Origin of the sequence: Methylorubrum sp. Q1, assembly GCF_004683995.1 — a bacterium.
GTDB lineage: Bacteria > Pseudomonadota > Alphaproteobacteria > Rhizobiales > Beijerinckiaceae > Methylobacterium.
Genome location: NZ_SRHQ01000003.1, coordinates 119,122 through 132,571 on the forward strand (window position 1 = coordinate 119,122; position 13,450 = coordinate 132,571).

Here is a 13,450-nt window from a genome sequence, read left to right on the forward strand (position 1 = left end):
TCCGGCCCAACGGGAGGGACCATGTCACGCGGCGTGGGATCGTGATCATCGGGGCTTCCTCCGGTTCTTATGAGCAAGCGCCCCGGGCCCCGCATCTGACGCGCGGCTTGGCCCGGGGCGTGGGCGTTCGGGAAAAGATCAGCCGTCGAGGCCGGAGCGCAGGCGCGCCATGGCGGCGAGCACGCCGCCCTGCCGGTGCGGCACGCCGGCCGCCGCCAAGCCCATCTCGACGCCGGACAGGGCGCCCATCAGGGTCAGGTCGTTGGTCTCGCCGAGATGGCCGATGCGGAAGATCTTGTCGGCGAGCTTCGACAGCCCGGCGCCGAGCGACATGTCGAACTTGTCGAGCACGAGCGCGCGGAAGGCATCCGCCCCCTTGCCGTCCGGCATCATCACGGCGGTGAGCACCGGCGAGTGCTCGTCGGGGTTCAGGCACAGAACCTCGAGCCCCCAGGCCTCGACCGCGGCGCGGGTCGCGGCGGCCAGCCGCTGGTGGCGGGCGAAGACGTTGTCGAGCCCCTCCTCCATCAACATCGCGACCGCCTCGCGCAGGCCGTAGAGCAGGTTGGTGGCCGGCGTGTAGGGGAAGTAGCCGTTGGCGTTGGGCTTCAGCATCTCCTCCCAGTCCCAGTAGGAGCGGGGGAGGTTGTTGGACTTGCCCGCCGCCCGCGCCTTGTCCGAGATCGCGGTAAAGCCGAGGCCCGGCGGCAGCATCAGGCCCTTCTGCGAGCCGCTGACGGTGACGTCGACGCCCCACTCGTCGTGGCGGACATCGACCGAACCGAGCGAGGAGATCGTGTCGACCAGCAGCAGCGCCGGGTGGCCGGCAGCGTCGATCGCCTTGCGGATGGCGGGGATGCGGCTCGTCACGCCGGTGGAGGTCTCGTTGTGGACCACCATCACCGCCTTGAAGGTGTGGCTGCGGTCCTCGGCGAGCTTCGCCTCCACCAGGACCGGATCGACGCCGTGGCGCCAATCGCCGGGCACGAACTCGACCTCGATGCCCCACCGCGCCGCCATCTGCCGCCATAGCGTGGCGAAGTGGCCGGTCTCGAACATCAGCACCCGGTCGCCCGAGGAGAGCGTGTTGACGATCGCCGCCTCCCAGGCCCCCGTGCCGGAGCCCGGATAGATCACCACCGGTCCCTTGGTGCGGAAGATCGTGCGGCAGCCCTCCAGCACCTCGCGGCCGAGCACGCCGAAGTCCGGCCCGCGATGGTCGATCACCTGCCGGTCCATGGCGCGCAGCACGCGCTCCGGCACCGGGCTCGGACCCGGAATGTGCAGGAAGTGTCGTCCGGTGCGGCGCGTCATGGCCGGGCATGGTGCTGTTCCTGCTCTGCCTGATGTACTTCATCACCTATGTCGACCGGGTCAACGTCGGCACCGCCGCCCCGGAGATCAAGCGCGAACTCGGCCTCAGCAACACCGAACTCGGCCTTGTCTTCTCGGCCTTCGCCTACCCCTACGCGGTGTTCCAGATCGTCGGCGGCGTGATGGCCGACAAGTGGGGGGCGCGGCGCACCCTGCTCTTCTGCGGCTTGATCTGGGCGGCGGCGACGGTGGCGACCGGCTTCGTCGGCGGCGTGGTCTCGCTGTTCCTCGCGCGCTTCGCGCTCGGCTTCGGCGAGGGCGCCACCTTCCCCACCGCGACGCGGGCGATGCAGTCCTGGGTCGCCAAGGACCAGCGCGGCTTCGCGCAGGGCATCACCCACTCGTTCGCCCGCTTCGGCAACGCCATCACGCCGCCGCTGGTCGTGCTGATGATGGCCTATGTCGGCTGGCGCGGCGCCTTCGTCGTGCTCGGCATCGTCAGCTTCGCCTGGGTGCTGGTCTGGGCGTTCTATTACCGGGACGACCCGCGCGAGCATAAGGCCATCACGAACGAGGATCTGGAGCGGCTGGCGATCCATGACCGGACGGCGAAGCCCGCCGCCAAACCGCCGGTGCCGTGGCGCCGGCTGATCCCGCGCATGGCGCCCGTCACGCTGACCTATTTCTGCTACGGCTGGTCGCTCTGGCTCTACCTCAACTGGCTGCCCTCCTTCTTCAAGGACGGCTACGGCCTCGACATCAAGAACTCGGCCCTGTTCGCCTCGGGCGTGTTCTTCGCGGGCGTGGTCGGCGACACCCTCGGCGGCGTGATCTCCGACCGCATCCTGAAGAAGACCGGCGACCTGCAGAAGGCGCGCCGCAACGTGATCAGCTTCGGCATGCTGGGCGCCGCCGCCTGCCTCGCGGGCGTGTTCTTCACCAAGGAGCTGACCCTGGTGGCGCTGCTCTTGAGCGGCGGATTCTTCTTCCTCGAACTGGTGATCGGGCCGATCTGGTCGGTGCCGATGGACATCGCCCCGCAATATGCCGGCACCGCGAGCGGGCTGATGAATTTCGGCTCGGCCTTCGCCGCGATCGTCTCGCCGCTCACCTTCGGCCTGATCGTGGATCTCACCGGCAACTGGATCCTGCCGTTTGCCGGGTCGGTCGGCCTGCTGCTTCTGGGCGCGGGCCTCGCCTTCACCATGCACCCCGAGCGCCCGTTCGAGGATGAACCGGCGCCCCTGACCCCGCGGGTGGTACCGGCGGAGTAGAACCGTCCCGTCGCCGCGCTCTCCCCGCGGCGACGGTTCAGGGCAGGGGGAAGCGGCGCTGAAGGTCCGCCAGCATCTCGACCGCCTCGTTCGAGATGCCCGTCTCCCGTACCGCCTCGAGGCTGCGGTCCTCGAATCCCGGCGCGGTCGCCGGCTCGAACTGACGGCGATGGGCCTGATCGAGGATGTCGGCGATCCGGTCGCCGACCGCCAGGGCGATCGCGGTCGAATCCGGCCCCTCCGAGCGGTGGGCGTGCATGCGCTGGAGCGCGTCGGCGATCTGCCGCTCGAAGGCTTCGAACAGGGTCCCGGCCGCCTGCGGGCTCATCCGCATCAGGGCGCCCGCGGCGGCGCAGTACGTCTCCTTGAGCATGTACAGGGTCAGGCGGTCGATAGCCTGCTCGTCTTCGTCCGCCGGCTTGGCCATGCGCTCTCTGTCCCGTCTCCTCGGTTCCGAATCCATGGCCCTGCCAAGAGGAAGGGACAAGGGAACGGTCCCCCTTTTAACGGATCAGGCACGGGACCTGCCAAGCCCCGAGACGGGGCCGAAAGCGAGGGCGGGACCGTCGGCGTGCGGCACGCGACCGCCCTCGAACGGACGGATCGCCACCGGCGGGTTGGCCCGGCTCACCCCGTTCAGCGCCGCATTGGTGTCGGCGGGGAGAGGGCGTTCGGCGGCGTCGCAACCGCTCCGTCGAGCCGGTGCGGGCGTCCCCGCCGTCCACGCGGGACGGCGGGGGGTGTCGTTCGCACGACCGAGCCGATACGCAACGTGGCTCCCCCGTAGAATGACCGCGACCGGTTAGCCGACGGTCAATGCCGGGAACCGGCGACGTGCCGGAACGGGACCGTCTCACGCATCCGGCGCGGCCGGCCGGGGGGCGGGCGCGAAGACGAGGCGCTGGTAGACGAGACCGATACCGATCAGGCAGCCGCCGAGCCCGAGGAAGGAGAGCGCCCGCAGCGGCCCCTCCAGGCCCGAGAGGTCGAACAGGAACACCTTGAGCGTTGCCAGCCCCACCAGCACGGCGGAGGCCAGCCGCGCGGTCGCCGACCCGCGCAGGATGCCGTAGCCGAGGGCGATGAGGCCCAGGCCGAGCCACACCGCCGAGTAGGCGTACCACTCTGCCTGTCCCGTCTCGCGGTCGAGCCCGAGCCGCTCGCCCTGGAAGCCGTGGCGCACGGCGAGGCACAGGGCGAGGAAGCTCAGGGCCAGCCCCAGACCGCCGGCCATGCGCACGAACCAGGCGGGCCGCACGCCGCGTGCCGCCCGCGCCAGGGCGAAGGCCGCCGCCGCCGGCAGGGCGTAGGCGAGCACGGCGTCGTTCAGGATGAGTCCGCCCGTGACCGGCTCGTCGGTCAGGAGCGGGTTGGCGGCAAGCCCGAGGCCGAGTGCGCCCTGAAACAGGGCGAGGCAGGCGAAGGCGAGGCCAGCAAAGCGGATCACCGGCGAGGCCGAGGGACCGGAGAACCGCACCAGCACCAGGGAGAAGCCGAGGGCGGTCAGCGTCGTCAGACCCTGTTCCAGCACGCTCGTCCCCGAATCGGCCAGGGTGCCGCCGTGGAGCGCGTGACGGATCTCCAGGAAGACGAACAGGCCCGAAAGGAGAAGGCTCAAGGCTTGGGCCACCTGCTCCGGGATGCCCGCCGAGCGATCCGGACGGCGGATCGCCCAGGCGGCGAGGCCGAAGCACAGGGCCGGCAGGCCGTAGGCGGTCACGAGCCCGTTGACGATGAGCCGGTCCGACAGGCCGCCCCGGATCAGGGCCGGATCCCAGGCGAGCCGCGCGGCGACGATGACGGCCAGACCGGCCACGCACCAGCGCAGGGCCGGGATGTCGAGGCGCCGGGCGATCAGGCCGGTGGCGAGCGCCGTCCCGGCCAAGGCCGGCGTCAGCGAGCCGCCCGCGAGGGCGAAGACGAGGCCGAGGCACAGACACGCCACCGCTGCCGCGGCGAAGGCACCGAGCCCCAGCGTGAGGGCCGGGGAGGGGGTCGCGTCGCCCTGACGCCGGCACAGGACGGCAAGACCGCAGAATCCGGCGGCCAGCCCTCCCGCGGCGGCGGCGAAGTCCGGCGCCACCGCGCCGCCCGTGATTCGCAGATAGGCCAGGGCGAGCGCCGCGAGGGGCGCCACCGCCGCCCCCGCCGCGAAGGCCAGCGCGGTGGCATAGGGCAGGCGGCTGCCGCCCAGGAGCCGCAGCGTGCCGAGACCTGCGACCGCGAGCGATCCGGCCACCGCCAGCGCCAGCAGCAGACCGGGATGGTCCGTGCCGTACCAGAGAAAGAACAAGGCGGCGCTCGAGGGCTCGGCCGCCTCCGGCCAAAGCACGAGGGCGCCGGCGAGCGTCAGGGCCGCGACGGCACCACCTAGGGCGGCGGGGGCGGCGACGAAGCCCGCAAGCGCGGGCAGCACGATCGCCGCCAGGGCGGCGGCCGCCCACCCCAGGCCGCTGCCAGCATGGGCCGTCAGGCCGAGCACCGCCAACGCCACGCTCGCTGCCGCCGCGAGGGCGAGCGCGGCGAAACGGTCGAGGCGCGCTTCCGCGTCCGGTACGTGACGCCCCGGCAGAACGGCGAAGACGAGGATCGCCAGCGCCTGCTGCAGCACGAGGTGGACCTGCACGGCGACACTCTCACCGGGCAGGAGGGTGAGGAACAGGGCCCAGGCCGCCGCGCCGACGCCGCCCGCCACCGCGAGCGCGCGCCAGCCTTTCAGCCAGGCGAAGGCGTAGGCGCTGCCTGCCACCACCGGCAGGTAGAGGGCGAGCGGCCACAGGCTCGTCCCCCCACCTCCGACGAGGATCGGCGTGGCGAGCGCCCCGACGAGGCCGATGCCCGCCAAAGCCGGCCCGTGCAGCAGGGCGGCGACCATGGCAGCGAGGCCCGTCGCCGCGAGTCCGGTGAAGGCCAGGGCCGGCCCGATGAAGCCGTAGAGGGCGTGCGCGGCGTAGACCGCGCCGAACAGGCCGACCGTGCCCGCGGCGGTGACCATGGCCGGCACATCGGGCCAGATCGGAGGCACAGGCTCCGCTCCGCGCAGGCGTCGCCTCAGGAACTCTCCGAGCCCGACGAGACTGAGCGCGAGGGCAAGAGCGCCCGCGATTCGCACGCCCGGCCCGAACAGGCCACGCTCGGCCGAGTAGCGCACGAGCAGCACCGCGCCGAAGGCGATGGCGAGGCCGCCGACCCATACGGTCCAGCGGGTGCCGAAGCGCTCCTCGATGGACGGGGCGGGGGCCGAAATCGGCCGCTCCCGTGCCACGGCCGGAACGGCGCCGCGCGGCGGCGCAGGCGGAAGGGCTGGCGAGGAAACGGGCGGCACCGCAGCAGGCGCCGGTTCCGGGCGAACCGGCTCCGGAGCAGGGATCGGGGTCGTCATCGGAGCCGTGATCGGCCCGGAGCCGGCGACCGGACGCGCCTCCACCAGAGCGAGGCGCCGCTCGAGCACCCGGATATGCTGCCGCTGCCGCAGCGCCAGCAGCAGGCCCGCCGGACCGGACAGCGCGAGCGCCAGCACGATCAGCGCCGCACTCAGGAAAAAACCATCGTCCATAGGCCGAGCGTCCGCTTCGGGAGCGGCGAAGCTAGCCTTGTTTCCGGCCCTTACGGGTGCGGGTGCTCACACGCTCGTGAATCGTGGTGTCACGACTCCTACAGATCGCGCGGTCTTGCAAATGCTTGGCGGTTCAGGCGTTCGCAGCGGACGCCAGAGCGGCGCGGCCTCAGCGGACGAAGGCGAGATGAAGACGGCAACCCTCGCGTTCGACGACGGCACAACGACAATCGATCTTCAGACAGCCGATGAACAAGCGCACAGAATCAGGCACGACGACATCTGGGCCAACTTCGACATCGACACCATCGGGTGTCTCGTCCCAAATGAGGCATCCGATATCATTGCGTCCCCCCGAAGATGAAATCAGTCCTACCTTGAAAGCGTCCTGCAGAAATAAGTCACGGTAACCTTCCAACATCGGTTAACTCCGCGATTGCTTCAGATCCGCAACCAAACTTTACGGTTAATGACCACTGAAATCACGAGGAAAATGGCTACTTGAAGTCAAAAAAATCTGTTGCGTAACGGGCAAGTTCATGGAAGCCGGCTAGGGAGTCCCTATTCGTTCTTCAGCTGAGAGTGCCGTACGAAACGCCCGATCACCGACCGTCTCCGTTCTGGGCACAGCGACGCCCCGGGAGCTTTGTGAGAGACACCAAACGCTTCTCATTCTGGTCTTTTGGCGCCATGACGGCCGCGCGATGCGTCCATTCTGGCAGGCGCGCTCGGGGCGTCGGGCCTGCCCCACGCGGAGCCGCTCCCGACCGGACGCCCGCGCCGTCCACGTCAATCGTCCGGCCGCCGCGCCCGGCGACTTGACCCGCCCCGGCAGGAGCCTCACCATTCAGTCTACGCGCGTAGACTAAGGTACAAGAGGCGTGGCGACAGCCCGGTTGGCGAGCATCCCGTTCTTCAAGGAACCGGGTGTCGATCTTTCCCCGTTCGAGACGCGCTGCCATTGGCGGCGCTTCGACGAGAACGAGACGCTCGTCGATTACGACGACATCTCCACCGACGTGTACTTCCTCGCCATGGGGGAAGTGCGGATTCTCAACCGGTCGCAATCCGGCAAAGAGGTGATCCTGGGCGAGATGCGCGTGGGCGCCTTCTTCGGCGAGCTGGCGGCACTGGACGGCATCGGCCGCTCGGCCAACGTCACGGCGCTGACCCGGGGCGAGGTCTGTGTCGTACCCGCCCCTGTCTTCCGTCAGATCGTGTTCGCCTCAGAGGTCATCGCCGACCGGCTGTTCCGCCTGCTCGCCAAGCGCGTGCGCGAGTTGAACACGCGGCTGATGGAGCACGCGCTGCTCGACCTGCGCCATCGTCTCTACGCCGAACTGCTGCGCCTCTCCGTGCCGCGGGCCGGGCAGGGGAGCGATTCCGCGGGCGAGCGGGTGGTGACGCCGCCGCCCTACCACCACGTTCTGGCCGCCCGCATCGGCTGCCGCCGGGAGCAGGTGACCCGCGAGTTCACGGTGATGGCGGGCGAGGGGTTGATCGACCGCACCCGCGGCGCCCTCGTCATCCGCCGCCCCGACCTGTTGGAGGCGCGGGTGCAGGAGGCGCTGCGCGAAGACGCCTAGAGCATCGTCTTTCCCACGGTACGTCACCGAGATCCGTCGCGGCACCGGTTCGAAGATCCATCTTGCACCCCAGCCCTCCCCGTCCGGACCAGAGGCTCCGCCTGGAGCGGGTCACCAAGCGCTTTTCCGCGCATACGGCCGTCGATGCGGTCTCCCTCGACCTCGGGGAAGGCGAGTTCTTCTGCCTGCTCGGTCCCTCCGGCTGCGGCAAGAGCACCCTGCTGCGGATGGTGGCGGGGTTCGAGACGCCGGATTCCGGCACGATCCGCCTCGGCGAGACCGATCTGACGGCGCTGCCGCCGCACCGGCGGCCGGTCAACATGATGTTCCAGTCCTACGCGCTGTTCCCGCATATGAGCGTGGCGGCCAACCTCGCCTACGGCCTGAAGGGTCTGGGCCTGAGCCGGGCGCAGGCCGCCGGGCGGGTGAGGGACCTCCTCCGGCTCGTGCGGCTCGAAGGCTTCGAGGCGCGCCGCCCCGACACGCTCTCGGGCGGCCAGCGCCAGCGCGTGGCCCTGGCGCGCGCCCTGGCCCGCGAACCGCGCCTCCTCCTCCTCGACGAGCCGCTCGGAGCGCTCGACCGGGCCCTACGCGAGGAGACGCAAGGCGAGTTGCGGGCGATCCAGCGGCGGCTCGGCACGAGCTTCGTCGTCGTCACCCACGATGCCGCGGAAGCGATGGCGCTCGCCGACCGGATCGGCGTCATGGAGCGCGGCCGCCTCGTGCAGGTGGGGCCGGCGCGCGCGCTCTACGAGCATCCGGCGAGCCGCTACGTCGCGGGCCTGCTCGGCGACGTGAACCTGATCGACGGTCGCCTCGGGCGGGCGGAGCCGGGTGGAATCCGCAGCGTCGAGACGGCTCTGGGCATCCTGCGCGCGAGCGGCGAGGGCGAGGCGGGCAATGCGGTCGTGATCGCGGTTCGCCCCGAGCGTCTGATCGTGGGCGGGGAGGGGGGGCCCCATGGGCTGTCCGGACTTCTGACCGAGGCGACCTTCCTCGGCGACCGCATCCGCTACCGGGTCGAGATGGCGAACGGCACGACCTTGCGCGCCTCCGCCGCCCTGCCGGCGCCCGGCCCGATCCCGGCCGTCGGCGAGACCGTCACCCTCGGGGTGCCCGCGGACTCCGCGTGGATTCTGCCGGCATGAGCGGGCTGTCGCGACAGCCTCGACCGACCGGCGGTGACCGCTCGTCGCCGGTTGCCCCCGCACATGCGGGGCGGCTGCCCCAACGCCTGGGGCGCGGCCTCGTCCGGGGCCTGCCGCTGCTGTGGCTGGCGCTGTTCTTCGTCGTGCCCTTCGCGGTGACGCTGAAGATCAGCTTCTCCTCGCCGGCCACCGCGCAGCCGCCCTACCTGCCCGTGCTCGAATGGGATGGCGGCCTGGAGGGCTGGCGCGAGTTCTTCGAGGCGCTCGACTTCCAGAACTACCTGATGATCGCGGCCGACGCGCTCTACCGCGACGCCGCCCTCTCCTCGCTGGGCTATGCCGCGCTCGCCACCGCGATCCTCGTTCTGATCGGAACGCCGACGGCCTACGCCATGGCCCGCGCCTCGGTGCGCTGGCAGCCGATCCTCGTGGCGCTGGTCATCGTGCCGTTCTGGACGAGTTTTTTGATCCGGGTCTACGCCTGGATCGCGATCCTCAAGCCCGAAGGTCTGCTCAACGCTGCCCTCCTGAAGCTCGGCCTGATCGCCGCGCCGCTGCCGATCCTCGATAGCCCCTATGGCGTGCTGGTCGGCCTCTCCTACGCCTACCTGCCCTTCATGGTGCTGCCGCTCTACGCGGTGATGAGCCGGCTCGATCCGGCGCTCACCGAAGCCGCCGCCGATCTCGGCGCGTCGCGGGCGCGGGCCTTCTTCACCGTCACCCTGCCGCTGAGCCTGCCCGGTCTTGCCGCCGGGGCGCTGCTCTGCTTCATCCCGATGGTCGGCGAGTTCATCATCCCCGATCTGCTCGGCGGCTCCGACACGCTGATGCTCGGCCGCGTGCTGTGGAGCGAGTTCTTCTCCAACCGCGACTGGCCGCTCGCCTCGGCGGTGGCCGTGCTGCTGCTGATCCTCGTGGTCGGCCCCGTGGTGCTGTTCCGCGAGGCCGAGCTGCGCCGCGAGGAAGCGGTGGAAGGGGCTCAGGAAGCGGCTCAGCGATGAGCCTCTTCGCCCGTACGGCGCTGACCCTCGCGCTGGCCTTCCTCTACGCGCCGATCCTCGTGCTGGTCGCCTATTCCTTCAACGATTCGAAGCTCGTGACCGTCTGGGGCGGGTTCTCGACCCGCTGGTACGGGGTGCTGTTCCGGGACGGGCCGCTGATCGCCTCGGCCCTCGTCTCGCTCAAGGTCGCCGTCCTGTCGGCCGCGATCGCCGGGGTGCTCGGCACATGCGCCGCGTTGGCGCTCGACCGGCACGGGCGTTTTTGGGGGCGCGGCGCCTATACCGGGCTGCTCTACGCGCCGATGGTGATGCCGGAAGTCATCACCGGCCTGTCGCTGCTGCTGCTCTTCGTCGGCATCGGCCTCGACCGGGGTATCGCGACCCTCGTCATCGCACATGCGACCTTCGCCACCGGCTTCGTCGCCGTGGTGGTGGGTGCGCGCCTGAAGGGTCTCGACCGCTCGCTGGAGGAGGCCGCCGCCGATCTCGGCGCGGGGCCGGCCCGCGTGTTCTTCGGGATCACCCTTCCGCTGATCGCGCCTTCGGTCGCGGCCGGGTTCCTGCTCGCCTTCACCCTGTCGCTGGATGATCTCGTCATCGCGAGCTTCGTCTCGGGGCCCGGCGCCACCACCCTGCCGATGCGGATCTACAGCCAGGTCCGCCTCGGGGTGAACCCGGAGATCAACGCCGCCTCGACCCTGCTGATCGCCGCCGTCGGCCTCGTGGTGCTGGGCGCCTCCTGGCTCACGGGGCGGAAAGGGGCGGCGGTCTAGCCATGGTCGCGCGGCGCCCCCCAGTGTGCTAGCCCCGCCCGATGTCGAGCGATGCGCCGCGGGGCGTCTTCATCACCTTCGAGGGCGGGGAGGGGGCGGGTAAGTCCACCCAGATCGCGCGCCTTGCCGAGACCTTCCGCCGGGTGAGCGGGCGCGAGGTCGTGACCACCCGCGAGCCCGGCGGGACGGAACGGGCGGAAGCCCTGCGTGCTGCGCTGCTGCGGGGCGTGGCCAAGCCTTACGGGCCCTTCGCCGAGGCGCTGATGTTCGCCGCCGCCCGCATCGACCACATCGAGAACTTGATCCGCCCGGCCCTGAACCGCGGCGCGATCGTGCTGTGCGACCGTTTCTCGGATTCGACCCGCGCCTATCAGGGTGCGGCCGGCGGCCTGGATCCGGCACTGATCGACAGCCTGGAGCGGGTGACGCTCGAGGATTTGCGCCCCGACCTCACCCTGATCCTCGATCTGCCGCCCGAGGCCGGCCTCGCCCGGGCGCGGCGGCGCGGAGCGGGCGAACCCGCCGACCGCTTCGAGGCCGAGGGCATGCGTTTCCACGAGCGGCTGCGGGCGGCCTTCCGCAGCATCGCCGAGGCCGAGCCGGAGCGCTGCCGCGTCATCGACGCGGATCTCGGCCCCGATGCGGTCGAGACCGCCATCGCCGCCGCCATCGCCGCCCGGTGGCCGGATCTGCTGCCAGCCGCGGGAGAAGGGCAGGGGCAAGCGGACACGGAGCGGGAGGGCAAGGAGCGGGAGGGACGAGGTCATGCGGCCTGATTCCGCCCGGACCGCTCGCGACGCCAGTCGCACCGAGGCCGAGGCGGGCGATCTCGCCCACGTCCCGCGCCCGCGCGAACAGACCCGCCTTCTCGGGCACGGTCACGCGCAAGCCGCTTTCGCGGGGGCGCTGGCCGCGGGCCGGCTCCATCATGCGTGGCTGATCGGCGGTCCCGCCGGCATCGGCAAGGCGACGCTGGCCTACCGGGTCGCGCGCCGGCTCGTGGCCGACCCGCGCACGCTCCCCTCCCCCGATTCCCTCGACGTACCGGACGATCACCCGGCCGCGCGGCAGGTGACGGCCCTGTCCCACCCGAATCTGGTGGCGCTGCGCCGGGTCCAGGCGCCGGGCGCCAAGACGCTGCCGACCCGCATCTCGGTCGATGCCGCCCGCGAGGCACTTGCCCTGTTCGGGGCCACCGCGGGCGGGGAGGGCGGCTGGCGCGTCTGTATCGTCGACAGCGCCGAGGATCTGAACGCCAACAGCGCCAACGCCCTCTTGAAGATGATCGAGGAGCCGCCGCCCCGCGCCATCTTCCTCATCGTCTCCCACGCGCCGGGCCGCCTGCTGCCGACGATTCGCTCGCGCTGCCGGGCCCTGACGCTGCGTGCGCTTTCGGATGCGGACGTGCGCGCGATCATCGAAGAATTTCCGGCGCCCTTCGCCCGGCCCGACGCGGCGGCTCTGGCGCGGGCCGTCTCGCTCTGCGAGGGCTCGGTCGCGCGCGCGGTGGCGCTCCTCGACCCCGCCACCGCCGCGGTCGAGGCGGAAGTCTCGGCCCTTCTCGCCGGTCTGCCCGAGCCGGACGGGCGGCGCGTGCTCAAGCTGGCCGAAACGCTCGCGGGCCGCGACGCCGAACCCCTGCTCGCCACCGTTCTCGACGCGATCCAGCGCCACGTCGCCACCGAGATCGATCGGCGGCAAGGGGAGGGCCCCGCCCGGCTGCTGGCGCTGGTGGAGGCCGCCGAGCGCATCGCGTCCTCGGCCCGCGAGGCCGCGATCTACAATCTCGACCGCCGGCCGCTGGTGCTCGCGGCCTTTCGTGAATTGGCGGCGGCGACGCGGATTCCGTGAAAGTCTTGATGGGCTGAGAACGGCGCCGGACGGATCGGGCGCGGGCCGTCAGTGGGCGAGGCCGGACTTTTCCCCGGCTCGCGGCCGCGCTCCATGCGACCGCGCGGCGCCTGTCAGATCAAAGCACTGATCAGGGTGGTTGCACCGATCAGGACCACGCAGGCGCCGATTTGCACGACACGAAAGATCTCGCCGGCCGTCCGGCGGTTGTCGTTCGCAGCGCGGCGGCATGAGCGCAGCATGTAACGGTCAAGATTCGGCTCCGGAAGCTCGATCCACTGCTCTTCAGCCTGTCGAACCTTGGCGATTGACATGGAAACTGTCCTCGAAGTCGTCGGCGAGGGTCGGCCAACGCTTTTGACGCACACTGGAACCTTACCGGCCGCTCGCAGCGCCGCCGAGGATTAACCCGATGATCCCCGCCGTGTCCATGCAAAATAGAACAGGATGCTGGGTATTATAGCACCATAATGCAAAATGCTCGGGGCTCAGGCCTCGGAACGCTCGATATATGCGTCCAGCGAATATCTGGCATTTGGTGCTTGGTATACCAGAATGGCCCCGTTGGTGGCACATACGCTGCAACGCAACAAACCGCACGGGATGCCCACCATGATCTCCCTGGCTCTGCTCGCCGCCCTCACTGCCGGCGTCGCCAACATCGCTCTGGTCACCCTGGTGGCCAACCGTCTCGGTCCGAAGGCCGATACCGCTGCTGCCGGCGAGTTCGCGGCCGTCGGCGGGGCTGCGCCCGCTTCCGCGAAGCGCGCCGCCGTCAAGATCGGCAACGAGAACGTCCTGCCCGTCGGCGCCCAGCGCGCCGCCTGAACATCCTCGGCACGAGTGCTGCACGTCCAAAGAGCCCTGCCGGGATCCGGCGGGGCTTTTTTGCGTCTTCGAGGGAGCGCGGCTTAGGGCCGAGATCGGACGGCGCAGCGCCCTCCTTC

The 13,450-nt window shown here is 70.7% G+C and carries 13 protein-coding genes; 8 read left to right on the top strand and 5 right to left on the bottom strand.

The window, feature by feature from the left end:
• Positions 1-138 precede the first annotated feature (138 nt).
• Positions 139-1,314 (bottom strand): alanine--glyoxylate aminotransferase family protein, encoded by a 1,176-nt coding sequence (locus E4V01_RS04150; RefSeq protein WP_135297487.1) that lies wholly within the window; start codon positions 1,312-1,314, stop codon positions 139-141.
• Between the two features lie 8 nt (positions 1,315-1,322).
• Here E4V01_RS04150 and E4V01_RS04155 point away from each other — a divergent pair, with 8 nt between their 5' ends.
• Positions 1,323-2,588, top strand: a complete 1,266-nt coding sequence (locus E4V01_RS04155; RefSeq protein WP_135297488.1) for an MFS transporter — start codon at positions 1,323-1,325, stop codon at positions 2,586-2,588.
• Positions 2,589-2,625: 37 nt separating this feature from the next.
• Here E4V01_RS04155 and E4V01_RS04160 read toward each other — a convergent pair whose 3' ends face one another.
• The 3 genes from E4V01_RS04160 to E4V01_RS25550 all read right to left on the bottom strand — a co-directional run bounded on the left by E4V01_RS04160 (position 2,626) and on the right by E4V01_RS25550 (position 6,565).
• Positions 2,626-3,015 carry a hypothetical protein gene (locus E4V01_RS04160; RefSeq protein WP_060771433.1) on the bottom strand — a complete coding sequence of 130 codons (390 nt, stop codon included), beginning with the start codon at positions 3,013-3,015 and terminating at the stop codon, positions 2,626-2,628.
• A gap of 426 nt (positions 3,016-3,441) precedes the next feature.
• Positions 3,442-6,144, bottom strand: coding sequence for a DUF2339 domain-containing protein (locus E4V01_RS04170; protein ID WP_135297489.1), 2,703 nt, complete (start codon positions 6,142-6,144; stop codon positions 3,442-3,444).
• A 169-nt stretch (positions 6,145-6,313) separates the two neighbouring features.
• On the bottom strand, positions 6,314-6,565 hold the full coding sequence (locus E4V01_RS25550; protein ID WP_193763138.1) for a hypothetical protein: 252 nt from the start codon (positions 6,563-6,565) through the stop codon (positions 6,314-6,316).
• Between the two features lie 460 nt (positions 6,566-7,025).
• Here E4V01_RS25550 and E4V01_RS04180 point away from each other — a divergent pair, with 460 nt between their 5' ends.
• The 6 genes from E4V01_RS04180 to E4V01_RS04205 all read left to right on the top strand — a co-directional run bounded on the left by E4V01_RS04180 (position 7,026) and on the right by E4V01_RS04205 (position 12,503).
• Positions 7,026-7,730 (top strand): Crp/Fnr family transcriptional regulator, encoded by a 705-nt coding sequence (locus tag E4V01_RS04180; RefSeq protein WP_135297490.1) that lies wholly within the window; start codon positions 7,026-7,028, stop codon positions 7,728-7,730.
• Between the two features lie 62 nt (positions 7,731-7,792).
• Positions 7,793-8,878, top strand: coding sequence for an ABC transporter ATP-binding protein (locus E4V01_RS04185; protein ID WP_135297491.1), 1,086 nt, complete (start codon positions 7,793-7,795; stop codon positions 8,876-8,878).
• Positions 8,875-9,879, top strand: coding sequence for an ABC transporter permease (locus E4V01_RS04190; protein WP_060771429.1), 1,005 nt, complete (start codon positions 8,875-8,877; stop codon positions 9,877-9,879). The genes E4V01_RS04185 and E4V01_RS04190 overlap by 4 nt, the downstream gene beginning before the upstream one ends.
• Positions 9,876-10,652, top strand: coding sequence for an ABC transporter permease (locus tag E4V01_RS04195; protein ID WP_060771428.1), 777 nt, complete (start codon positions 9,876-9,878; stop codon positions 10,650-10,652). The genes E4V01_RS04190 and E4V01_RS04195 overlap by 4 nt, the downstream gene beginning before the upstream one ends.
• A gap of 41 nt (positions 10,653-10,693) precedes the next feature.
• Positions 10,694-11,428 carry a dTMP kinase gene (gene tmk, locus E4V01_RS04200; RefSeq protein WP_135297492.1) on the top strand — a complete coding sequence of 245 codons (735 nt, stop codon included), beginning with the start codon at positions 10,694-10,696 and terminating at the stop codon, positions 11,426-11,428.
• Entirely contained in the window at positions 11,418-12,503 is a 1,086-nt protein-coding gene (locus E4V01_RS04205) for a DNA polymerase III subunit delta' (RefSeq protein WP_135297493.1), read from the top strand. The genes tmk and E4V01_RS04205 overlap by 11 nt, the downstream gene beginning before the upstream one ends.
• Positions 12,504-12,616: 113 nt before the next feature.
• On the opposite strand, the gene E4V01_RS04210 is transcribed toward E4V01_RS04205, so the two are convergent.
• A complete protein-coding gene (locus tag E4V01_RS04210) occupies positions 12,617-12,817 on the bottom strand; it encodes a hypothetical protein (RefSeq protein WP_135297494.1) in 201 nt (66 codons plus the stop codon).
• A 298-nt stretch (positions 12,818-13,115) separates the two neighbouring features.
• Here E4V01_RS04210 and E4V01_RS04215 point away from each other — a divergent pair, with 298 nt between their 5' ends.
• Positions 13,116-13,331, top strand: coding sequence for a hypothetical protein (locus E4V01_RS04215; RefSeq protein ID WP_003602059.1), 216 nt, complete (start codon positions 13,116-13,118; stop codon positions 13,329-13,331).
• Positions 13,332-13,450 lie beyond the last annotated feature (119 nt).